This is a genomic window from Pseudomonas sihuiensis (assembly GCF_900106015.1).
Lineage (GTDB): Bacteria > Pseudomonadota > Gammaproteobacteria > Pseudomonadales > Pseudomonadaceae > Aquipseudomonas > Aquipseudomonas sihuiensis.
Genome location: NZ_LT629797.1, coordinates 4,279,849 through 4,301,964 on the forward strand (window position 1 = coordinate 4,279,849; position 22,116 = coordinate 4,301,964).

Annotated in this window: 23 protein-coding genes; 16 read left to right on the forward strand and 7 right to left on the reverse strand. The window is 62.6% G+C overall.

Annotated elements, in window-relative coordinates:
- The first annotated feature begins 1 nt into the window (after position 1).
- The 3 genes from ctaD to BLT86_RS20155 are packed head-to-tail and all read left to right on the forward strand — an operon-like array spanning position 2 to position 3,052.
- Positions 2–1,585: a cytochrome c oxidase subunit I gene (gene ctaD, locus BLT86_RS20145; protein ID WP_092379143.1), complete on the forward strand. Its 1,584-nt coding sequence runs from the start codon at positions 2–4 to the stop codon at positions 1,583–1,585.
- Positions 1,586–1,595: 10 nt separating this feature from the next.
- Positions 1,596–2,144 carry a cytochrome c oxidase assembly protein gene (locus BLT86_RS20150; RefSeq protein ID WP_021487544.1) on the forward strand — a complete coding sequence of 183 codons (549 nt, stop codon included), beginning with the start codon at positions 1,596–1,598 and terminating at the stop codon, positions 2,142–2,144.
- 11 nt (positions 2,145–2,155) lie between these two features.
- Entirely contained in the window at positions 2,156–3,052 is an 897-nt protein-coding gene (locus BLT86_RS20155; protein ID WP_021487545.1) for a cytochrome c oxidase subunit 3, read from the forward strand.
- Positions 3,053–3,058: 6 nt separating this feature from the next.
- Here the strand turns inward: BLT86_RS20155 and BLT86_RS20160 are convergent, their stop codons facing one another.
- A complete protein-coding gene (locus BLT86_RS20160) occupies positions 3,059–3,262 on the reverse strand; it encodes a twin transmembrane helix small protein (RefSeq protein WP_021487546.1) in 204 nt (67 codons plus the stop codon).
- A gap of 71 nt (positions 3,263–3,333) precedes the next feature.
- Between BLT86_RS20160 and BLT86_RS20165 the strand changes: the two genes are divergently transcribed.
- The 5 genes from BLT86_RS20165 to BLT86_RS20185 are packed head-to-tail and all read left to right on the forward strand — an operon-like array spanning position 3,334 to position 7,293.
- A complete protein-coding gene (locus BLT86_RS20165) occupies positions 3,334–4,065 on the forward strand; it encodes an SURF1 family protein (RefSeq protein ID WP_059390954.1) in 732 nt (243 codons plus the stop codon).
- Positions 4,040–4,618, forward strand: a complete 579-nt coding sequence (locus BLT86_RS20170) for a hypothetical protein (protein ID WP_021487548.1) — start codon at positions 4,040–4,042, stop codon at positions 4,616–4,618. Before BLT86_RS20165 ends, BLT86_RS20170 begins: the two co-directional genes overlap by 26 nt.
- A 55-nt stretch (positions 4,619–4,673) precedes the next feature.
- A complete protein-coding gene (locus BLT86_RS20175) occupies positions 4,674–5,729 on the forward strand; it encodes a COX15/CtaA family protein (RefSeq protein ID WP_059390953.1) in 1,056 nt (351 codons plus the stop codon).
- A gap of 23 nt (positions 5,730–5,752) precedes the next feature.
- Complete coding sequence (cyoE, locus tag BLT86_RS20180) at positions 5,753–6,652, forward strand: heme o synthase (protein ID WP_021487550.1); 900 nt, start codon at positions 5,753–5,755, stop codon at positions 6,650–6,652.
- An 8-nt stretch (positions 6,653–6,660) separates the two neighbouring features.
- Complete coding sequence (locus tag BLT86_RS20185) at positions 6,661–7,293, forward strand: SCO family protein (RefSeq protein WP_059390951.1); 633 nt, start codon at positions 6,661–6,663, stop codon at positions 7,291–7,293.
- A gap of 270 nt (positions 7,294–7,563) precedes the next feature.
- Here BLT86_RS20185 and BLT86_RS20190 read toward each other — a convergent pair whose 3' ends face one another.
- Complete coding sequence (locus BLT86_RS20190) at positions 7,564–8,514, reverse strand: homoserine kinase (RefSeq protein WP_092379146.1); 951 nt, start codon at positions 8,512–8,514, stop codon at positions 7,564–7,566.
- Between the two features lie 16 nt (positions 8,515–8,530).
- A complete protein-coding gene (locus tag BLT86_RS20195) occupies positions 8,531–8,815 on the reverse strand; it encodes a DUF2782 domain-containing protein (RefSeq protein WP_090431415.1) in 285 nt (94 codons plus the stop codon).
- Between the two features lie 75 nt (positions 8,816–8,890).
- On the opposite strand from BLT86_RS20195, the gene polA reads away from it, so the two are divergent.
- On the forward strand, positions 8,891–11,686 hold the full coding sequence (gene polA, locus BLT86_RS20200; protein ID WP_092379149.1) for a DNA polymerase I: 2,796 nt from the start codon (positions 8,891–8,893) through the stop codon (positions 11,684–11,686).
- A gap of 452 nt (positions 11,687–12,138) precedes the next feature.
- On the opposite strand, the gene yihA is transcribed toward polA, so the two are convergent.
- Positions 12,139–12,789, reverse strand: coding sequence for a ribosome biogenesis GTP-binding protein YihA/YsxC (yihA, locus tag BLT86_RS20205; RefSeq protein ID WP_072423674.1), 651 nt, complete (start codon positions 12,787–12,789; stop codon positions 12,139–12,141).
- A 243-nt stretch (positions 12,790–13,032) separates the two neighbouring features.
- On the opposite strand from yihA, the gene BLT86_RS20210 reads away from it, so the two are divergent.
- The 5 genes from BLT86_RS20210 (at position 13,033) to BLT86_RS20230 (ending at position 17,720) form a co-directional block, all read left to right on the forward strand.
- Positions 13,033–13,323 (forward strand): c-type cytochrome, encoded by a 291-nt coding sequence (locus BLT86_RS20210; RefSeq protein WP_004423033.1) that lies wholly within the window; start codon positions 13,033–13,035, stop codon positions 13,321–13,323.
- A gap of 50 nt (positions 13,324–13,373) precedes the next feature.
- Complete coding sequence (locus BLT86_RS20215) at positions 13,374–13,979, forward strand: c-type cytochrome (protein WP_092379151.1); 606 nt, start codon at positions 13,374–13,376, stop codon at positions 13,977–13,979.
- A 351-nt stretch (positions 13,980–14,330) separates the two neighbouring features.
- Positions 14,331–14,957, forward strand: a complete 627-nt coding sequence (locus BLT86_RS20220; RefSeq protein ID WP_092379154.1) for a thiol:disulfide interchange protein DsbA/DsbL — start codon at positions 14,331–14,333, stop codon at positions 14,955–14,957.
- A gap of 19 nt (positions 14,958–14,976) precedes the next feature.
- Entirely contained in the window at positions 14,977–15,849 is an 873-nt protein-coding gene (locus BLT86_RS20225; RefSeq protein WP_092379157.1) for an endonuclease/exonuclease/phosphatase family protein, read from the forward strand.
- A gap of 5 nt (positions 15,850–15,854) precedes the next feature.
- On the forward strand, positions 15,855–17,720 hold the full coding sequence (locus BLT86_RS20230; protein ID WP_092379160.1) for a GGDEF domain-containing protein: 1,866 nt from the start codon (positions 15,855–15,857) through the stop codon (positions 17,718–17,720).
- 62 nt (positions 17,721–17,782) lie between these two features.
- Here BLT86_RS20230 and BLT86_RS20235 read toward each other — a convergent pair whose 3' ends face one another.
- A complete protein-coding gene (locus BLT86_RS20235) occupies positions 17,783–19,306 on the reverse strand; it encodes a nucleobase:cation symporter-2 family protein (protein WP_017676424.1) in 1,524 nt (507 codons plus the stop codon).
- Between the two features lie 230 nt (positions 19,307–19,536).
- Here BLT86_RS20235 and BLT86_RS20240 point away from each other — a divergent pair, with 230 nt between their 5' ends.
- A complete protein-coding gene (locus BLT86_RS20240; protein ID WP_017676425.1) occupies positions 19,537–20,127 on the forward strand; it encodes a MarC family protein in 591 nt (196 codons plus the stop codon).
- A complete protein-coding gene (locus BLT86_RS20245; protein WP_092379163.1) occupies positions 20,124–20,906 on the forward strand; it encodes an N-acetylmuramoyl-L-alanine amidase in 783 nt (260 codons plus the stop codon). Before BLT86_RS20240 ends, BLT86_RS20245 begins: the two co-directional genes overlap by 4 nt.
- Positions 20,907–20,909: 3 nt before the next feature.
- Here BLT86_RS20245 and BLT86_RS20250 read toward each other — a convergent pair whose 3' ends face one another.
- Both BLT86_RS20250 and BLT86_RS20255 read right to left on the reverse strand, forming a co-directional pair.
- Positions 20,910–21,314 (reverse strand): DUF1330 domain-containing protein, encoded by a 405-nt coding sequence (locus tag BLT86_RS20250; RefSeq protein ID WP_092379166.1) that lies wholly within the window; start codon positions 21,312–21,314, stop codon positions 20,910–20,912.
- Positions 21,315–21,447: 133 nt separating this feature from the next.
- The gene (locus BLT86_RS20255; protein WP_092379169.1) at positions 21,448–22,113 is read right to left on the reverse strand and encodes a DUF3313 domain-containing protein; all 666 of its coding nucleotides are present in this window, start codon (positions 22,111–22,113) and stop codon (positions 21,448–21,450) included.
- Positions 22,114–22,116 lie beyond the last annotated feature (3 nt).

A 22,116-nucleotide genomic window follows, 5' to 3' on the forward strand; every position in this document is an offset into this window, starting at 1 on the left:
CATGAGTGCAGTGATCGACCACGGTCATACTGACCACCACCATGGCCCGGCCAAGGGCCTGATGCGCTGGGTGCTGACCACCAACCACAAGGACATCGGCACGATGTACCTGTGGTTCAGCTTCTGCATGTTCCTGCTCGGCGGCTCGATGGCGATGGTGATTCGCGCCGAGTTGTTCCAGCCGGGCCTGCAGATCGTGCAGCCGGAATTCTTCAACCAGATGACCACCATGCACGGCCTGATCATGGTCTTCGGCGCGGTGATGCCGGCCTTCGTCGGCCTGGCCAACTGGATGATCCCGCTGATGATCGGCGCGCCGGACATGGCCCTGCCACGGATGAACAACTTCAGCTTCTGGCTGCTGCCAGCGGCCTTTGGCCTGTTGATCAGCACGCTGTTCATGGAGGGCGGAGGGCCGAACTTCGGCTGGACGTTCTATGCGCCGCTGTCGACGACCTACGGGCCGGAGAGCACCACCTTCTTCATCTTCGCCATCCACCTGATGGGCATCAGTTCGATCATGGGGGCGATCAACGTGGTCGCCACCATCCTCAACCTGCGCGCCCCCGGCATGACGCTGATGAAGATGCCGCTGTTCGTCTGGACCTGGCTGATCACCGCCTTCCTGTTGATCGCGGTGATGCCGGTATTGGCTGGCTGCGTGACCATGATGCTGATGGACATCCACTTCGGCACCAGCTTCTTCAATGCTGCCGGTGGTGGTGATCCGGTCTTGTTCCAGCACGTGTTCTGGTTCTTCGGCCACCCCGAGGTGTACATCATGATCCTGCCCGCCTTCGGCGCGGTCAGCTCGATCATTCCGGCCTTCGCGCGCAAGCCGCTGTTCGGCTACACCTCGATGGTCTACGCCACCGCCTCGATCGCCTTCCTGTCGTTCATCGTCTGGGCGCACCACATGTTCACCGTCGGCATTCCGCTGACCGGCGAGCTGTTCTTCATGTACGCCACCATGCTGATTGCCGTGCCCACCGGGGTGAAGGTGTTCAACTGGGCCAGCACCATGTGGCAGGGCTCGATGACCTTCGAGGCGCCGATGCTGTTCTCGGTGGCCTTCGTCATCCTGTTCACCATCGGCGGCTTCTCCGGGCTGATGCTGGCCATCGCCCCGGCGGACTTCCAGTACCACGACACCTACTTCGTGGTGGCGCACTTCCACTACGTGCTGGTACCCGGTGCGATCTTCGGCATCTTCGCCTCGGCCTACTACTGGCTGCCGAAATGGACCGGCCACATGTATGACGAAACCCTGGCCAAGCTGCATTTCTGGATGAGCTTCATCGGCATGAACCTGGCGTTCTTCCCGATGCACTTCGTTGGCCTGGCCGGCATGCCGCGGCGTATCCCCGACTACAACATGATGTTCGCCAACTTCAACATGGTCTCCAGCATCGGTGCCTTCATGTTCGGGGCCACCCAGCTGCTGTTCCTGTTCATCGTCATCAAGTGCATTCGCGGTGGCAAGCCGGCCCCGGCGAAACCCTGGGACGGTGCCGAAGGCCTGGAGTGGACGGTGCCGTCACCGGCGCCCTATCACACCTTCAGCACGCCACCGGAAGTGAAATAGGAGGTCTGCCGTGAGCGAGGTCATCGCGACTCGTCGCCTGGTTACCCGTCTGCTGCTCGTGGTGGTGGTGATGTTCTGCTTCGGCATCTTCATCCTGCCGCCGTTCTACGACGCCATGTGCCGGGTGTTCGGTATCAACGGCAAGACGGCCGGGGCCTACCAGGGCGAGCAAATGGTGGATGAGCAGCGTCAGGTGCGCGTGCAGTTTCTCGCCACCAACGCCGCCGGCATGGTCTGGGAGTTCGGCCCGCAGGCTGACGAGATCCTGGTCCATCCGGGGGAAGCGCGCGACATGCTGTTCGTGGCCTACAACCCCAGCGACCAGCCGATGAGCGCGCAGGCGATTCCCAGCGTATCGCCCTCGAAGGCGGCGGCCTTCTTTCACAAGACCGAGTGTTTCTGCTTCACCCAGCAGGTGTTGCAACCGGGCGAGCGCATCGAGATGCCGGTGCGTTTCATCGTCGACAGGGATCTACCCAAGGACGTGAAGCACCTGACCCTGGGCTACACCCTGTTCGATATCACCGCGCGCAAACCGCCAGTGGCACAGGCTCCATAAGGAGAACAACAATGTCGAGTCACGAAAGTCACGAGAACTATTACGTACCGGCGCAGAGCAAGTGGCCCATCGTCGCCACTATCGGCCTGCTGGTCAGCTTCTACGGTGTCGGTACCTGGTTCAACGATCTGTCGGCAGGCCGCGAAGGTTCCAACGGACCGCTGATCTTCTTCGTCGGCGGGCTGATTCTGGCCTGGATGCTGTTCGGCTGGTTCGGTAACGTCATCAAGGAAAGTCGTAGCGGTCTGTACAGCGCGCAGATGGACCGCTCCTTCCGCTGGGGCATGAGCTGGTTCATCTTCTCCGAGGTGATGTTCTTCGCCGCCTTCTTCGGCGCCCTGTTCTATATCCGTACCTGGGCCGGCCCCTGGCTTGGCGGCGAGGGTGACAAGGGCGTGGCCAACATGCTCTGGGAAGGTTTCGAATACAGCTGGCCGCTGTTGCAGAACCCCGACTCCAAGCTGTTCCCGCCGCCAACCGGGGTGATCGACCCCTGGCACCTGCCGCTGGTCAACACCATCTTGCTGGTGTCATCCAGCTTCACCATTACCCTGGCTCACCACGCGCTGAAGAAGAACCACCGTGGCCCGCTCAAGGCCTGGCTGGCGGCGACCATCGTCCTCGCCCTGGCGTTCCTGTTCTTTCAGGTCGAGGAATACATCGAGGCCTATACCGAGCTGGGGCTGACCCTGGGTTCGGGCATCTATGGCGCCACCTTCTTCATGCTCACCGGCTTCCACGGCGCGCATGTGACCTTGGGCACCATCATCCTGATCGTGATGCTGGTGCGCATCACGCGCGGGCATTTCGACGCCGATCAGCACTTCGGCTTCGAGGCGGCCGCCTGGTATTGGCACTTCGTCGATGTGGTCTGGCTGGGATTGTTCGTCTTCGTCTACGTACTGTAGCGGGGGCTACCACGTAACGTGGGACACCAGTTGCCCTGAGTAGAAGCCCCAGGCGACCAAGGCAACGGTAATGGCGGTCAGGCCGACACGGACAGTCAGCGCGCCAACCACGCGGGAACCATGGCCCTCATCCTTGACCAGGAAGAACAGGCCGCTGAACAGGCTGGCGATGGTTGCCAGCAGCATGAGGACGATCGCGGCCTTGAGCATGTGAGACTCCGGGGGATTGACGTGATGCATTGCAGTATAGCCAGCAACCCCGATCGTAACGGCAGGGCGCAATGAGCGCCTTCCGTCCCGGTTGGTTGCCCAGCGTGCTGGTTGCCCTGCTGCTGCCGGGGTTGCTCTGGCTGGGCTTCTGGCAGCTGCAGCGTGGCGATGAGAAGCGTCAGCTATTGTCCAGCTTCGAGGCGCGGCGCCAGGCCGAGCCGATCAGTCTCGAGCAACTCGAGCCCATGCCGGACCCCGCCTACCGCCGCGTTCACCTGCGTGGGCACTTCGATACCGAGCACAGCCTGCTGCTGGACAGCCGCATTCGTGATGGTCATGCCGGTGTCGAGTTGCTGCAGCCTTTTTACGATCAGTCCAGCGGCCTCTGGGTGTTGCTCAACCGTGGCTGGCTACCCTGGCCGGACCGGCGCACGCCGCCGCACTTCGATACGCCCGACGGCATGCTGCAGCTCACGGCCTGGGTCTACGTGGCGCCTTCTGGCGGTTTGAATTTGCGATCCGGCGCGGCATCCGAAGGCTGGCCGCGCCTGATCACGCAGGTCGAGGCCGACAGCCTCTGGCGCCAGCTGGGCCGTGGTGGCCTGCCTTTCGAGGTGCGCCTGGAGTCCGGGCCGGCCAGTTATCGCGTCGACTGGCCAATCGTGGCCATGAGTCCCAGCAAGCATCTGGGCTATGCGGTGCAGTGGTTCTCCTTGGCTGCCGCGCTGCTTGGTCTGTTCATCTATCTCGGAATTCACAATGCACGGGAGCGTCGTCATGAACCCAGCCATCGCCATGCCTGAGGCACCGCGCAAGGGGCGTGGGCGCCTGCAGTTGTTGTTGATCCTGGCCATTGCCATCGGCCCGATGTTCCTGGCCAGCGCCATGTACCAGTGGCGCTTCTGGGTGCCGGAGACGCGCAGCTACCACGGCGTGCTGATCGGCGATGGGCGCACCCTGGCCGATCTCGGCGTGCAGGGTGAGGTGGAGCCGCTGTGGCAGATTCTGGTGACAGCGCCCGGCGCATGTGAGGCCGACTGTCAGCAGCTGGTTTACCTGGCGCGGCAGATCCAGATCGGTCTCAACCGCGAGACTGCCCGCGCCAGTCACGGCCTGGCGCTGGCCGAACCATTGCCGGCCGAGTACGACGCCACGCTCAAGCGCGAGTACCCGCAGCTTGGACGCTATCAGCTGGATCTGCAGGCCTACGACAAGGCCGCCGAGGCGTTACCGGGTGCACAGCTGTGGCTGGTCGATCCACACGGCAACCTGGTGCTGCGCTATCCGGCCGGCAGCAAGGGCAAGGCCATTCTCGATGATCTGCGCTACCTGCTGAAAATTTCCCTGATCGGTTGACGCCGCGCTCTGTCCATATCGACAGAGCGTCAGGCCCAGTGCCCAAGGAGTAGACATGCACAAGCCCGGTTACCGTCTAGCGTTGTTCGCGACCCTCCTGACCGTGGTGGTGGTGCTGCTAGGTGCCTACACCCGACTGACCCATGCCGGTCTGGGTTGTCCGGATTGGCCGGGTTGCTACGGCTTTCTCGGCGTGCCGATGAGCGAGCACAAGCAGGCCATCGCCGAAGCACGTTTTCCCGAGGCCCCGGTTGAGGTCGCCAAGGGCTGGTACGAGATGATCCATCGCTACTTCGCCGGCGCCCTGGGGCTGGTGATTCTCGTCATCGCTGCCCAGGCCGTGCGCCGTCGCGCGGAGCCCACCCAGCCGCTCAAGCTGCCGCTGGCGATTCTGGCGCTGGTGATCCTGCAGGGCGCATTCGGCATGTGGACGGTCACCCTGCAGCTGTGGCCGCAGGTGGTCACAGCTCATCTGCTCGGCGGTTTCGCCACGCTCAGTCTGTTGACCTTGCTCACTCTGCGTCTGTCTGGACGCTTCGCCCCGTTGCAGCTGCCAGGACGCCTGCGGACATTGGCGGCGGCGTGCCTGTTGCTGGTGATCGGGCAGATCACCTTGGGCGGCTGGGTCAGTTCCAACTACGCTGCCGTCGCCTGCGTCGACCTGCCTACCTGTCATGGCGAGTGGTGGCCGACGATGGATTTCGGCAAGGGTTTTCACCTGACCCAGCACATCGGCCCCAACTACCTGGGCGGACAACTCGACAGCGACGCGCGCACCGCCATTCACATGAGCCATCGCATCGGGGCGCTGCTGGTAACGCTGGCGCTGTTGGCACTGGCCTGGCAACTGCGCATTGCCAAGCTACCGCGCCTGGCCGGTCTGCTACTGCTGGCGCTGGCCCTGCAGGTTGGCTTGGGCATCAGCAACGTGATCTTCCATCTGCCGCTGCTGGTGGCGGTGGCGCACAACGCAGGTGGCGCTGCTCTGCTGCTGGTTATGGTGCTGATTAACTATCGCCTGAGGACTGTTTCTGCGACGACTCGCGAAGCATCCGGTCTGGCAGGCAGGCGCACGACTCTGGTTTCCAACGGTCTGGTTCAAGGCCGGTAAATAACGAATCAAGGAGCAATGCCATGGCGACAATGCTGCGAGCTCACTCCGAACACGCCACCTGGCGTGATTATCTGGAGCTGACCAAACCGCGGGTGGTGATGCTGATGCTGATCACCTCGCTGGTCGGCATGTTCCTCGCCACCCGTGCCGGTGTGCCCTGGACCGTGCTGCTGTTCGGCAACCTCGGCATCGGCCTTTGCGCTGGCGCGGCGGCGGCGGTCAACCACGTGGTGGATCGGCGTATCGACTCGATCATGGCGCGCACGCACAAGCGTCCGGTCACAGCCGGGCGGGTCTCGCCGGTGGCGGCGCTGGCCTTCGCGCTGCTGCTGGCCATCGCCGGCATGAGCCTGCTGATGGTGTTCACCAACGAGCTGGCCGCCTGGCTGACATTGGCCTCATTGCTTGGGTATGCGGTGATCTACACCGGCTTTCTCAAGCGTGCCACGCCGCAGAACATCGTTATCGGTGGCCTGGCTGGCGCCGCGCCGCCGCTGCTGGGCTGGGTCGCCGTCACCGGTCACCTGAGTGCCGAGCCGCTGCTGCTGGTGTTGATCATCTTCGCCTGGACGCCGCCGCACTTCTGGGCCCTGGCCATCCACCGCAAGGCCGAATACGCCAAGGCCGACATCCCCATGCTGCCGGTGACCCATGGCGAGCACTACACCAAGGTGCATATCCTGCTCTACACCCTGGTGATGTTCGCGGTGACCCTGCTGCCCTACGCCATTCACATGAGCGGGCCGCTGTACCTGGTCTGCGCCCTGCTGTTGGGCGGCCGCTTCCTGCACTGGGCCTGGGTGCTGTACCGTGACAGCAAACCGCACGCGGCGATCAACACCTTCAAGTACAGTATCTGGTATCTGTTCCTGCTGTTTATCGCGCTGCTGGCGGATCACTATCTGCTGCTGAATATCTAAGGTTTTTCATGACGCGTACCCACACAACGGTTTTCGTTCTTGTCGCCATCGTGGCCCTGGTGCTGGGGCTGACCGTCAACAAGGTGCTCAACAGCAAAAGCCAGGGTGACCCGGCGGCACTGCTCGATGCCGGTATCGTCCTGCTGCCGCAGAACCGCAGCCTGCCAGCGCTGAGCCTGATCGATCAGGACGGCAAGGAGGTCGCGGTGGATCAGCTCAAGGGCGACTGGACGCTGCTGTTCTTCGGCTACACCTTCTGCCCGGACATTTGCCCGGCGACCCTCGCCCAGCTGCGCCAACTGCAGACTCAGCTGCCTGAAGAAACTCGCGCACGGCTGAACGTGGTGATGGTCAGCGTCGACCCGCATCGCGATACACCGGAGCAACTGAGCAAGTACCTGGGCTTCTTCAATGCCGGCTTCAAAGGCCTGACCGGCGAAGAGGAAACCCTGCAGAAATTTGCCAACTCGGTGAGCATTCCCTATATCCCGGCTGACACCAGCAAGGAAAACTACACCGTCGACCACAGCGGCAATCTGGTGATCATCGGCCCGGATGGTACCCAGCGCGGTTTCATCCGCGCGCCGATCAACAACACCAAGCTGGCGGCGCAACTTCCCGGACTGGTTTCGGGTAGCTGATCCGCTGGGGGGCGCCTACGCACCACCATCACCCAGGTTGCATGGCACAGCATTTCCCGGATTTCATCCGGGCTACGGACGCCGACGCGTAGGGCGGGTTAGCGGCGCCGAACGCCAATATTGCAAACGCAGATAAGGGCAGTGCGCCGCGTAACCCACCAGGTGATGGATGGCATTGCGCCGACGGTGGGTGACGCCGCTGCAGGCACAGCGGGCGTCTCAAACGGCGTGACAGGTGGTCAACCCGCCCTACGAAACGCGTCGATCCCGCTACAGCGCGAACGGCAGCGGCAGGTTGATCTGCTGACGTTGTGCCAGGCGCCGCTGGAATTCGCCCGGATCATGAATCAGCACTTCCTGCCCGGCGAACGACTCGGCGGCGATCAGACGTGACAGCCAGAAACGCACGCAGGCCACGCGCAGCATGGCTGGCCACAGCTGAGCCTCGGCAGCGCTGAAGGGCCGCAGCGCCGCATAAGCGCCGAGCAGCGCACGGGCACGAGCGCCATCGAGGCTGCCGTCTTCCTGCGAGCACCAGTCGTTCAGGGTAATCGCCAGGTCATAGAGCATCGGCCCAGAGCAGGCGTTGTAAAAGTCGATCACTCCGGCCAGGTGGTTGCCGTCGAACAGCACGTTGTCGCGGAACAGGTCGGCATGCAGGTTGGCACGCGGCAGGGCGAGGATGCGTGGCTTCAGCTCGGCGATCTCGGCCAGCGCATCACGCAGTAGCGGTAACGCCTGTTCATCAAGCTTCAGCGCCTGGCTCGGACCTTCGGCGAGCATCCAGTCCAGGCCGCGGTCGCTGCGACGTTCCACCGGCTGTTCGCGAGTCGCCAGGTGGATGCGGGCCAGCAGGCTACCCACTTCCTGACAGTGATGCGCGTTGGCCTCGCGCACATGCTTGCCGGAAAGTCGGGGCTGCAGCAGCGCCGGTTTCTCCGCCAGGCGGCGCAGCGCCTCGCCATCCTGCGTGCGCAGGGCGTAGGGCACCGGCAGGCCGGCATCGTGCAGCACATCGAGTAATTCGATGAAGAACGGCAGGTCGGCCACCGGCCCGCGTTCGACCAGGGTCAGAACGTACTCACCCTGCTCCAGGCTGACGAAGAAATTACTGTTTTCGCTGCCCGCAGCAATGCCCTGGAAATCACGCAACCGACCAAGCCCGTAGGGCGCCAGGAAGACTTCGAGCTCATGACGCTCCAGGGGGGTGAATACCGACATATCAGACCTTAATGACTTACCAGCTAAAGATTTCCCAGGACGGGATCAGCATGTCCGGATCGTCCGAACGTACGAAGTTGCCGTCGCTGCCATCGGCACGAACGAGAAAGTAGGGTTTACCGTTCTTCGGAATCACCTTGATGGCGTAGAGGAAGCCATTGACCCGGTATTCCTGAATGGTGCGGTCGCCGTCCTGGCGGATGGTCACGTCCGGATCACCCGAGACCGGATCCTCGGCATGCGCGGCAAGCGGAAGACAGGCCAGCAGGCCGACCAGCAACAGGCGATTCAGCGTACCCATGATAATCTTGCTCCTTCGTTGTTCACCGATGCAGCCATTCTACCGCTGCACCCGCCGAAAAGGTTGATCCCGCGCATGAGCCAAGCTCCCCTCGTTCTGGTCGACGGTTCCTCGTACCTGTACCGCGCCTTCCACGCCCTGCCGCCTCTGACCACTTCCAAGGGCATGCCCACCGGAGCGGTAAAAGGCGTGCTGAACATGCTCAAGAGCCTGCGCAAGCAGTACCCGAACAGCCCCTTCGCGGTGGTCTTCGACGCCAAGGGTGGCACCTTTCGCGACGAGCTGTTCGCCGAGTACAAGGCCAATCGGCCCTCCATGCCGGACGAGCTGCGCGTCCAGGTCGAGCCGCTGCATGCCAGCGTGCGCGCTCTGGGTCTGCCGCTGCTGTGCGTCGAAGGCGTTGAAGCTGATGACGTGATCGGCACCCTGGCGCGCCAGGCGGCGGGGGAAAAGCGCGACGTGGTGATCTCCACCGGCGACAAGGACATGGCACAACTGGTCTGCCCGCACGTTACGCTGGTCAATACCATGACTGGAAGCGTCTACGATGCTGATGGCGTAAAGGAGAAATTTGGTGTCGGCCCTGAGCTGATCATCGACTACCTGGCGCTGATGGGGGACAAGGTCGACAACATCCCCGGCGTGCCCGGCGTCGGCGAGAAGACAGCCCTCGGCCTGCTGGTCGGCATTGGCGGCGGTCTCGACGTGCTCTACGCCAACCTCGACAAGGTCCCCGAGCTGCCGATCCGCGGCGCCAAGGGCCTGCCGGCCAAGCTCGAAGAACACCGCGAGATGGCCTACCTGTCGTATCAGCTGGCGACCATCAAGACCGACGTGCCGCTGAATATCGAGATCGACTCGCTGCATCCCGGCGAGCCGGATCAGGCTGCATTGGTCGAGCTGTATAGCCAGCTGGAGTTCAAGAACTGGCTGGACGACCTGCTGCGGCAGAACAAGGCGCTGGCGGCCAAGGCTGCTGCGCCGGCTGGCGATCTGTTCGCCGAACCTGCTGGTGAAGCCGCCGAAGAGGCCGCTGAACCCGCATCGGCAAGCATCGGTGATTATCAGCTTGTGCTGGAACAGGCGCAGTTCGATGCCTGGCTGCAGAAGCTGGAGCAGGCCGAGCTGATCGCCTTCGACAGCGAGACCACCAGCATCGACGCTCAGCAGGCGCAACTGGTCGGCCTGTCCTTCGCGGTCAAGGCCGGCGAAGCGGCCTATATCCCGCTGGCTCACTCCTACATGGGCGTGCCGCAGCAGCTCGACCGCGACGCGGTGCTCAAGGCGCTCAAGCCGATCCTCGAAGACCCGGCCAAGGCCAAGGTCGGCCAGCACGCCAAGTACGACATCAACGTCCTGGCCAACGCCAGCACACCGATCACGGTGCAGGGCGTGGCCTTCGACACCATGCTCGAATCCTACGTACTGGATTCGACGGCGACGCGCCACGACATGGACAGCCTGGCGCTGAAGTACCTGAACCACAGCACCATTCGCTTCGAGGACATCGCCGGCAAGGGCGCCAAGCAACTGACCTTCGACCAGATCGCTCTGGAGCAGGCCGGCCCCTACGCCGCCGAAGATGCCGACGTGACCTTGCGTCTGCATCAGGAGCTTTGGGGACGCCTCGAAGCCGTGCCCTCCTTGGCCAAGGTGCTGCGCGAAATCGAGATCCCGCTGGTGCCGGTGCTGGCGCGCATCGAGCGCAACGGCGCGCTGGTCGACGCCAAGCTGCTCGGCGAGCAAAGTGTCGAGCTGGGCGAAAAACTGGTGGAGCTGGAGCGCAAGGCCTTCGAAATCGCTGGCGAGGAATTCAACCTTGCCTCACCCAAACAGCTGGGCGTGATCCTCTACGAGAAACTCGGTTATCCGGTGATCAGCAAGACCGCCAAGGGTCAGCCCTCCACCGCCGAGGCGGTGCTCGCCGAGCTGGCCGAGCAGGACTACGAGCTGCCCAAGGTGTTGATGCAGTACCGCTCCTTGAGCAAGCTTAAGAGCACCTACACCGACAAGCTGCCGGAGCAGATCAACCCACGCACCGGGCGTATCCACACCAGTTATCACCAGGCAGTGGCCGCTACTGGCCGCCTGTCCTCGAGCGACCCGAACCTGCAGAACATCCCGATCCGCACCGCCGAAGGAAGGCGCATCCGCCAGGCCTTCGTCGCGCCCAAGGGCTACAAGCTGATGGCCGCGGACTACTCGCAGATCGAGCTGCGCATCATGGCCCACCTGGCCAAGGACAAAGGTCTGCTCGATGCCTTCCACCATGACCTGGACGTGCACAGGGCTACTGCTGCCGAGGTGTTTGGTGTGGCACTGGAAGAGGTGACCAGCGACCAGCGGCGCAAGGCCAAGGCGATCAACTTCGGCCTGATCTACGGCATGAGCGCCTTCGGCCTGGCCAAGCAGATCGATGTCGAACGCAAGGAGGCGCAGGCTTACATCGACCGCTACTTCGCCCGTTACCCGGGGGTGCTGACCTACATGGAAAGCACCCGCGCGCAGGCTGCCGAGCAGGGCTATGTCGAGACGGTCTACGGCCGGCGCCTGTACCTGCCGGAAATCCACGCGCAGAACCAGGCCATGCGCAAGGGCGCCGAGCGCGCGGCGATCAACGCACCGATGCAGGGCACGGCGGCGGACATCATCAAGCGCGCCATGATCGCCGTGGATGGTTGGCTGCAGGACAGCGGCATCGACGCCCGCATCATCCTGCAGGTGCACGACGAACTGGTACTGGAAGTGCGTGAGGAACTGATCGACGAGGTCAGCGCCAAACTCAAGAGCCTGATGAGTGGTGCCGCCGACTTGGACGTACCGCTGTTGGTGGAAGTCGGTGTCGGCGCCAACTGGGACGAAGCGCATTAAGCCCCGTCGCCGCGGCGTAAAGCCGCGGCCGCTTTAGCTTTTGGGTTTCAGGGAATCAAAAGGCGCTTTCTTATTGCAAATGGTTTTTAAGGCGGCGATGAACTTTCTGTAAACCCACCCGGTCAGAGTTCATGAATGGCCGTTAAGCCCTTCAATGCTCCTTTGTTGTGTTAAGTGTTGGCAGACATCTGAACCCCGCCCTAGCGGTTCAGACCTTGAACCCCGAACTTCTCCCTCCCCATACGAAGCTCGGGGTTTTTTTTGCCCAAAAAAAGCTGCCGCTAGCGGCATTCTGATGACCCTCTCCCATTTATGGGAGAGGGTGCCCGAAGGGCGGGAGAGGGCTTCTTTGATGCGCTTTCAAGTCAAAACGGGCGGCTGCCGCTCCGTAGGGTGCGCTGCGCGCACCGAATACTCCCTGCGATCTCGGTGCGCACAGCGCACCCTGCGCCTCATTCCTCCTCAGCGCTTTCCTCATCCTCTTCCGGCAATAGATCCAACCAACCGGCCAGTACCATCTGCGCTTCTTCCACGCCCATACGCTTAGGCGCCGAGAACAACTGGATGCTGATGCCCTCGCCCCACTGCTTGTGAATTTCCTGGCGCACCTTAAGCAAAGTGGTCTTCGCTGCGCCGAAAGCCAGTTTGTCGGCCTTGGTCAGCAGGATATGCAGCGGCATGCCACTGGCTACCGACCAGTCCAGCATCATACAGTCGAACTCGGTCAGCGGATGGCGGATATCCATCATCAACACCAGACCGCTCAAACTCTCGCGGCTGCCCAGATACGCTTCCAGATGTTTCTGCCAGTGCTGTTTGAGCGGGATCGGTACCTTGGCATAACCGTAACCGGGCAGGTCGACCAGGCGACGCTCGTCGTCCAGGCGGAAGAAGTTGAGCAACTGCGTACGTCCCGGTGTTTTCGAGGTGCGCGCCAGGCTGGCGTGGGTAAGGGTGTTGAGCGCGCTCGACTTGCCAGCGTTGGAGCGGCCGGCGAATGCCACCTCCAGGCCGCTGTCCTCGGGGCACTGGTCGACCTTGGCGGCACTGATGAGGAAGCTGGCCTGCTGGCACAGACCGATGATGGGATTTTTCGGGAGCATGGGGGTATCCGGTGGATGCCTCGATTCCTGTTCAGTGGTTCGAGGGCTTGCGACATTTCCGCGCACCTGCTGCACTCCAGAGGGAGCGGCAGGGAGCGTCGTTTCCGTTTCAGTATTGCCAGTATATAATGCCGCAGATTTTGTGTGCGCTTTGTCCCACCCGCAGGAACCCAATTGCCGGGAGCGATTACATCTCTGCTCGATAGAAAGCAGGACGCTCCCAACCCTGATGAGGTTGATCTGATGAAGAAAATGCTGCTTGCTGCTGCCGTTATGATGTTGTCGTTCAACGGCTATGCTGCTCAGGATCCGCAAGCTGTGTATGACCGTTCCTGTGGTGTATGTCACAACGGCCAGATTCCCACGGCGCCCCAGAAGGGCGACAAGGCCGCATGGGAGCCGCGTCTGGCCAAGGGCATGGATACACTGGTGCAGAGCGTCACCAATGGTTTGAATGCCATGCCGCCGCGCGGCCTGTGCATGGACTGCTCGGCCGAGGATTACCAGGCGGTCATCAAGCTGATGACCGAGTGAGTAAGCCCGCTCGATAACCCTTTCTCTCTTAGCCGTAATTGGATTAGCTGATGAACAAAGTACTCGTGAGTCTGCTGTTGACCCTGGGCCTCACTGGCGTGGCACAGGCTGCTGGCGATGCCGAAGCCGGTCAGGGCAAAGTCGCTGTCTGTGCTGCCTGCCATGGCGCCGATGGCAACAGCCCTGCACCAAACTTCCCCAAGCTGGCCGGTCAGGGCGAGCGTTACTTGCTCAAGCAGCTGCACGACATCAAGTCCGGTGCCCGTCCGGTGATCGAGATGACCGGCATGCTGGATAACCTCAGCGATCAGGACATGGCTGACATCGCCGCTTACTTCGCCAGTCAGAAGATGAGCGTTGGTGCTGCCGATCCCAAGCTGGTCGAGCGTGGTGAGGCGCTGTTCCGTGGCGGCAAACTGGAAGAAGGCATGCCGGCCTGCATCGGTTGCCACTCGCCTGATGGCGCTGGCCTGGCTGCCGCTGGCTTCCCGCACCTGGGTGGTCAACACGCTCAGTACGTGGCCAAGCAGCTGACCGACTTCCGCGAGGGTGACCGCACCAACGACGGTGACGCGATGATCATGCGTGCCATTGCGGCCAAGCTGAGCAACAAGGATATCGAAGCCGTATCCAGCTTCATCCAGGGTCTGCACTGATAATTTGCTGCGCGTCGGCCCTGCGGCGTCAGAAACAGGATCGGAGGCCGCTTGCGGCTAACGCCCTTCAGGGCGGCCCCGGAGGGGCGAGCGGAGCGAGTCATGCGAGTGTACAAAAGTACAGTCGCCCGCGACTCCGACCGTTCCTCTCCTGTTTCTTCCTTGCAGGGCTCTAGCTCGCGAAATTCTCAAAAGACCAAGGGCTTGTTGCTTTTGGCAAGACAAAGGGTGGCCACGGCCACCCTTTTTCATAGACGCCATGGCTACAATGGGCGGAACCGGCCCAGCGGTAGCGAGTCATAGTCTCGAATCGCCACTAGGGCGACGCTTATCCAGTCGAGGAGTACCCCCATGCGTAACCTGATTTTTGGCGCCGCTCTGGCGATCAGCAGCCTGTTCGGCCTTGCTGCCCATGCCGAACCGGTAGCCGGCCAGCAGTATGTCGAGCTGAAGAGCCCGGTGCCGGTGTCCAAGCCTGGCAAGGTCGAAGTGGTGGAGCTTTTCTGGTACGGCTGCCCGCACTGCTATCAGTTCGAAGCGACCCTCAACCCCTGGGTCGAGAAGCTGCCGGAAGACGTCAATTTCGTGCGCGTGCCGGCATTGTTCGGTGGCATCTGGAACGTGCATGGCCAGGCGTTCATCACCCTGGAAAGCATGAAGGTCGAGCACAAGGTGCATGACGCCGTGTTTAACGCCATCCACCAGGAGAAGAAGAAGCTGGCCTCGGCTGAAGAGTTCGCCGACTTCGTCGCTACCCAGGGCGTTGATCGCGATGCCTTCCTCAAGACCTTCAATTCCTTCGCCGTCAAAGGCCAGATGGAAAAGGCCAAGAAACTGGCCATGGCTTACCAGATCACTGGCGTGCCGGTGATGGTCGTCGGTGGCAAGTATCGCTTCGACCTGGGCTCGGCCGGTGGCCCGCAGCAGACCCTCGAGGTCGCTGATCACCTGATCGCCAAGGAGCGTGCCGCGCTCTAAGCGGCCGCAGGCGCGAAGCATGCTGCGCCGCTGGCGAAAGACACGTGCGATTGGCCTGTGCGATCCACAGGTCAACCCGCACTGTTCGCCGCAGGCCTACTGGCCAGCCGACGGCCTCCTGCGTCTGCTCAGTTTCAACGTCCAGGTCGGCATCAACACCCAGCGTTACCACCACTACCTGACCCGCAGCTGGCAGCACCTGTTGCCTCATGCCGGGCGTGCCGGCAATCTGCAGCGCATCGGTGATCTGCTCGCCGACTTCGATCTGGTGGCGTTGCAGGAGGTCGATGGTGGCAGCCTGCGCTCGGGCTACATCAATCAGGTCGAGTACCTGGCCCAGCAGGGCGCCTTTCCCTACTGGTATCAACAGCTCAATCGCAATCTCGGGCGCTTCGCCCAGCACAGCAATGGCGTGCTCAGCCGCTTGCGGCCTACCCTGCTGGAAGATCATCCGCTCCCCGGTCCGCCCGGGCGTGGTGCGATTTTCCTGCGTCTCGGTGAGGGCGAGCACGCGCTGGGCGTGGTGATGATGCATCTGGCGCTGGGTGCGCGCACCCGTACGCGGCAACTGGCTTACATTCGTGAGCGCGTCAGTGAGTTTCGCCACCTGGTGCTGATGGGCGACATGAACACCCATGCTGTCGACCTGCTGGAGAACTCCCCGCTACGCGACCTCGGCCTGATCGCGCCGCAGGTCGAGGCAACCTTCCCCAGCTGGCGACCGCAGCGCTGTCTCGATCATATCCTGCTCAGTTCCGAGCTCGAACTGGGGCGCGTCGATGTGCTCAGTCAGCCGATTTCCGATCACCTTCCCGTGGCCGTGGAAATCCGCCTGCCGGAAACACAGAATGTTGCGCAGATGCCTATGCTGAACACGCCATCTCCCGAGTAAGCCGTATGAGCGATGACGCGCAACGCTGGAAAGACAAATACCTGAGTAGCCTGGAGCAGCAGGAAAAGCTCGACCGCCGGTGGGAGTCGCGCCTGGATCTGCTGCGCCGTGGTCTGGTGCGCAGCAGCCTGGCCGCCGAGGGCGCGGACAAGGCGGTCGATCAATGCATGCAGGAAATGCGCGAAATCCTTCGTCGCGACGATATGGACGCAGCATTGGGCAATCTCATTCCGCGCCTGGAAAAGGCCGTGCTGGATTCCGAGCAGCGCCGCCAGCAACGTGCCGGCGAGGCTGCGGCTGCGTTGGCGAGCTTGATTGAGCAACTGCAGCGCCTGCGGCCGCCCCGTGAGGTGCGCAAGGCGCTCAAATCGCTGGGCAAACAGCTAGAGGACGCCACCACTCATCAGTATCTGCTGCCGGCGCTGCTCAGCCAGCTGAGCAACCTGCAGGGGCAGGCGCTGACCGTTCTGCAGGCTCCGGTGCAGGAGCAACCGGGCCTGCTCCAGCGTTTGTTCGGTTCGCGCGGCGAGACCAGCGAAAGCACTGCGCAGGCGCAGGGCAGTGTCGCCGAGGCCACTGGCGTTGCCGAGGAGCCCGCAGCAGAGTTGACGCCAACGCCAACGCCAACGCCAACGCCAACGCCAGCGGCCGTAGCGGTGGCGAACGAGCCACCTCCCAGTGTCTCCAACGTGGCCAGCGTGCCAGCCCGGCATCAGGTCCAAGACCTCTCGCCTGTGCTCGATAGCCTGCCGCTGCCACCGGGTCTGGTACGGCAGGAGCAAGCCGGCGACAGCCCGTTCTCGTTGCCCAGCAGCGAACCCGGATACAGTGCGGTGGCGCCGCATATCGCCAGCAGTCTGCGTAATCTGCTCGACGAACTCGAACTGCCGGCGCGCCATCTGCCGCAGGGTGACGCGCTGCGCCTGCGACTCGAGGGCAATCTCAACTGGTACGAGCTGGTGCCGGTGCTGGATGATCTGGCCGTGCTGGTGCTTGCCGTCACCGATAGCGGCCAGCGCGAGTTTGCCGGCTATCTCAAGCAACTCAACGAGCGCCTGGCTGCCTTCATCGAAACCCTCAGCGAGGCGCACGAGGGCTACAGCGCGTCAGTGGAGAATGCGCGCAGTTTCAACCAGCAACTGCGGGATCAGGTCAGCGATCTGCAGAACAGCGTGCAGGAAGCTGCCGATCTGGAATCGCTCAAGCAGGCTCTGGAACAGCGCCTGGAAGGGCTCTTGCAAAGTGTCAGCAGTCATCAGCGTCAGCGCGACAGCAGTGAAGACGACGTGGCCGAGCGGCTGCAGGGCCTGGTCAAGCGTGTCGCCGAGATGGAGCAGGAAGCGCAGCAATTTCGCGAGCATATCGAGGAGCAGCGACAGAAGTCCTTGCTGGACCCCCTGACTGGGTTGCCCAACCGTGCCGCCTGGAGCGAGCGTCTCGACCTGGAAGTTGCTCGTCGCCAACGCTATGGCGGCCAGCTGTTGTTGGCGGTGCTGGACGTCGATCACTTCAAGCGGATCAACGACGGCTACGGCCACCTGGCAGGTGATCGAGTGCTGAAGATCATCGCCGGGGAGCTCAGCAAGCGTTTGCGCAAGACCGACTTCATTGCCCGTTTTGGTGGCGAGGAGTTCGTTCTGCTGATTCCTGCAACGCCGCTGGAGGGAGGTGTCCAGCTTCTGGAAACCCTGCGCGCGGCAATCGAGGCCTGCCCGTTCCACTTCAAGGGTGAGCCGGTGACCATCACCTTCTCCGCCGGTATCGCCGAGTTTCGCAATGGCGAGGCGACCGAGGTCACCTTCGAACGTGCCGACCAGGCGCTATATCGCGCCAAGGGCGCGGGGCGTAACCGAGTCGAACAGGCTGCCTGATCCCGTCTACGTCGAGCCGCAGCGGCAGGCGCCGCGGCTCCCGTACGAACCACTCACTCCTTCTAGGATGTTGCCTCGGCCGGGTCCCTGCTGGTTGCTCCAGCGGTTCGTGCCCGTGGCGCGTGATCGTCCTCCTCCTGCAGCGGCACCTCGTTGCCCTGAGCGTCGTACAGCTTGCCGCCGATGAAGTGGTCGCCATCGTGCAGGGCGGCGATGTCGCGGTAGCGCAGGCTGCGCTCGGTGCCTGCGACGAATACCGACTGCTGATCCGAGTTGCCGGCGGTGAAATGGTTGAACAGCAGGTTGAGCAGGATCGCCATGATCGCCGCCGAGCTGATGCCGGAGTGGAAAATGGTCTCGAACCAGGCCGGGAAGTGATGGTAGAAGCTGGGCATGGCGATGGGGATCATGCCGAAGCCGATGGAAGTAGCGACGATCACCAGGTTCATGTTGTTGCGGTAGTCGACCTTGGCCAGGGTGCGGATGCCGCTGGCGGCAACGGTGCCGAACAGCACGATGCCGGCACCACCAAGCACCGAGGTCGGCACTGCGGCGATCACTCGGCCCATGATCGGCAGCAAGCCGAGGGTGACCAGAATCAGCCCGCCGGTGGCGACCACGTAGCGGCTCTTCACGCCAGTCACGGCAACCAGGCCGACGTTCTGGGCGAAGGCGCTCTGGGTGAAGGAGCCGAATAGCGGCGCAACGACACTGGCGATCATGTCCGCGCGCAAACCGTTGCCGAGGCGTCTGGAGTCGACCTTGGTGTCGATGATGTCGCCGACGGCGAGGATGTCGGCCGAGGTTTCCACCAGGATCACCATCACCACGATCAGCATCGAGATGATCGCTGCCACCTCGAACACCGGCATGCCGAAATGTAGCGGTGCCGGAAAGGCCAGCACCGGCCCTTCGCTGACCTTGGAAAAATCGGCCATGCCGAATGCCACCGCCACCAGAGTGCCGATCACCATGGCCAGCAGGATCGACAGGCGCGAGATGGTGGCGCTGCCGACCTTGCTCAGCAGCAGCACGGTGGTCAGGGTGAAGGCGGCCAGGCCGATGTTGGCCATGCTGCCGAAGTCAGCTGCACTGCTGTTGCCGCCCATGGCCCAGCGCGCGGCGACAGGCATCAGCGTCAAACCGATGGTGGTGATGACGATGCCGGTCACCAGCGGCGGGAAGAACTTGGTGATCTTGGAAAAGATCGGCGTGATCAGCAGCCCGATCGCCGCTGCGCCTATCACCGCGCCGAATACCACCGGCAGCCCGCCTTCACCGCCATTGGCGCCGACTATCGCCACGATGGTGGCGACGCTGGCGAACGACACGCCCTGCACGAGCGGTAACTGACAGCCGAAGAACGGCAAGCCGATGGTCTGCAGCAAAGTGGCAGCGCCACCGACGAAAAGCGAGGCGGCGATCAGCAGACCGATATCGGCAGGCGACAGACCGGCCGCCTGGCCGACGATCAGGGGTACCGCGACGATGCCGCCGTACATGGTCAGTACGTGCTGCAGGCCGTAGAGCAGATTGGAGCCGAGGCCGAGGTTCTCGTCCTCGGGGCGCTGGGTGGTGGAGGTCATGGGGAAAGCTACTCGCTGTTGTTCTTGTGCGGTCAATGTAGACATTTTGTTGTCACATTGGCTACTACTTTGTATACATTTTTTCGAGTGTTGTTTCCTGGAACCATTACGGCGCTAATGGTCATAAAATTTCCACGCGCGCTGAAGATGCTCGAATCTGACCGTGGCCCCGACTCGCGAGGCGACCCCCTAAGGCCCTAGACTATGCGCACTAGCCACCGGAGACGCCCATGGACATCTTCAGCATTGCCGTGCTGATCTTTTTGGTCACCGACCCTTTCGGCAATATCGCCATCTACATTGCCGCGCTGAAGAACGTCGAGCCGCGCAGACGGTTGTGGATCGCCGCGCGCGAACTGCTGTTCGCCCTTGGCCTGTTGCTGCTGTTCCTCACCTTTGGTGACAAATTCCTCACCAGCCTCGGGCTGTCACGCGAGGCAACCGCGATTGCCGGCGGTATCATCCTGTTCGTCATCGCCATGCGCCTGATCTTTCCCAGCCCGCAGGGCCTGCTCGGCGACGTGCCGGATGGCGAGCCGATGCTGGTGCCGTTGGCCACGCCGGCGGTCGCCGGACCTTCAGCGCTTGCGGTGCTGATGACTCTGCGCAACACCCACACCGGGCCGCTCTGGGAGCTCTACCTGGCGGTCATCCTGGCCTGGGCGGCGACGGCATTCATTCTGTTGCAGGCTTCGTTCCTGCAGCGTTTTCTTGGTAATCGCGGGTTGATGGCGGTAGAACGATTGATGGGCATGCTGTTGATCATGCTCAGCGTCGACATGCTGCTGGACAACCTGCAAAGCGTATTCGGTCACGCATGAAGTCTCTTTGCCTTGCCCTAGTTCTTGTTCTGCTTGCCGGTTGCACCGGTGGTCTACGTATCGATGACAGTCACACCGCGATCGGTCAGAACAGCCGTGTGCAATACGTCGTGCTGCACTACACCTCCGCTGACCTGCAACGCTCGCTCGATCTGCTGACGCAGACCGAGGTGAGCAGCCACTATCTGATCGGTGATGCACCGCCGACCGTCTACCGCCTGGTGGACGAGAACCGCCGCGCCTGGCACGTTGGTGTCAGCGAATGGAAGGGGCGCACCTGGCTCAACAGCACCACGATCGGCATCGAGCTGGTCAACCAGGGCTACTACCAGACGCCGGCGGGGCGCTACTGGCAACCCTTCGCGCCGCAGCAGATCGATACCCTGATCGTGCTGCTCAAGGACATCGTCAAGCGTCACCAGCTACCGCTGGGCTCGATCATCGCGCACAGCGATGTGGCGCCGCAGCGCAAGGTCGATCCGGGCCCATTGTTCCCCTGGAAGCGTCTGGCCGACGAGGGCCTGGCGCCCTGGCCGAACGAGGACGCCGTGGCGCGCCAACAGGCGTTGTTCAGCACCAGCCTGCCCAGCGTGCAGTGGTTCCAGGAGCAGTTGGCGCAAAACGGTTACACGGTGCCGCAGCACGGTGAGCTGGATGAGGCGACGCGCAATGTCATTGCCGCCTTCCAGATGAAGTATCGCCCGGCCAACTACGACGGTCAGCCGGACGCCGAAACTGCAGCGCGGTTACTGGTGCTCAATCTGCAGGCGGCAGGATAGAGCTCAGCTAGGCGTGGTGCCGATCAGCCGAGAGTCGGCCAGCGCTGCGCTGCGATGAACGGTGGCGGCCTGGTATTCGGGGTCCGCGAGCATGCTCAAAAAGGCTGCTGACGAGGGATAGCGCACCAGCAGAAGCAGATCCCACTGCTCTTCCTTCGGTGCGATCAGCGCCAGGTGGACGTCTGCCATCACCTGCACCTCACCACCCACCCCACGGACCTTGCTCAGCGCGGTGCGGCTGTAGCGCGCATAGGCTTCGCGCCCGCTGCAGGGCGCATGGGGACTGTCTGCGCCGTACGCAGCTTGGCTGTTGAAACGCAGCAGATTGAGCATCAGGATCGGTGTATCACTGGGCATGCGCTCGGCGAACGCCAGCAAATCCTCGCGGTTGGGGTTGATGCTGGGCATGCACGTTCCTCGGCTGGTGTTTTCCCTGAGCCTCACGCCTGAAGCCGAGTGCGGCAAGTGCTATCGGTCCGCCTGATAGCCGATCATCTGCTCAGCATGGTGCTGCGCTACGGTTGCTGTACTGGCAGGCCGATCAGCGTGGGCCAGGTTGGAAATCACGTGCATCACGCGCCCAGACATCCAGCACCGGTTTGAGATCTTCCAGGGTCAGTTGCGTGCTGCTGTTCTCCAGCGCCAGGCCGTGCCCCTTGCGCACCACGCGCAGCACCGGTTCGCTGGTGCGGGCATCGAGGCCCTCCAGCTCGATGAAGATGGCGCTGTCGCGGTCACGGGTGCCAGCGGCTGTGGTCGCTGCCGCCAGCACCAGGGCGACAGGAATCACCTCATAGGCCTTGAGCCCTTCGGTGGAAACCGTCACGCCAGTGATCGCGCTACGCAGCACCAGGCTGTCCATGGTCGGTTCGTTGACCACCGTCATGCGTCCCTGTAACTCACGGATCAACGCCTGATGCAGATAATCACGGACACTTTCCAGCGTTTGCGCGCTGACCTGATCGCTGGGAACTGGCTCTGGATAGAAGGTCGGCTTCTCCACATACACCGCCGTGTAGCGCTCGCTCCTGAACTGCGGCGAAATCCAGCGCAGCACCGGTGCGCCAGTGGCTGAAGTGGCTGGCTGGAGCTGGGAGTAGTCGGCGAGGTAGCCGGAGAACTGTGTGGGTTCGGTGGTCTGGCTGGCGCAGCCGCTGAGCAGCAGAGCAGTGAGTAGAGCCAGGCAAAGCGGGTTGGCGTAACGCATCGG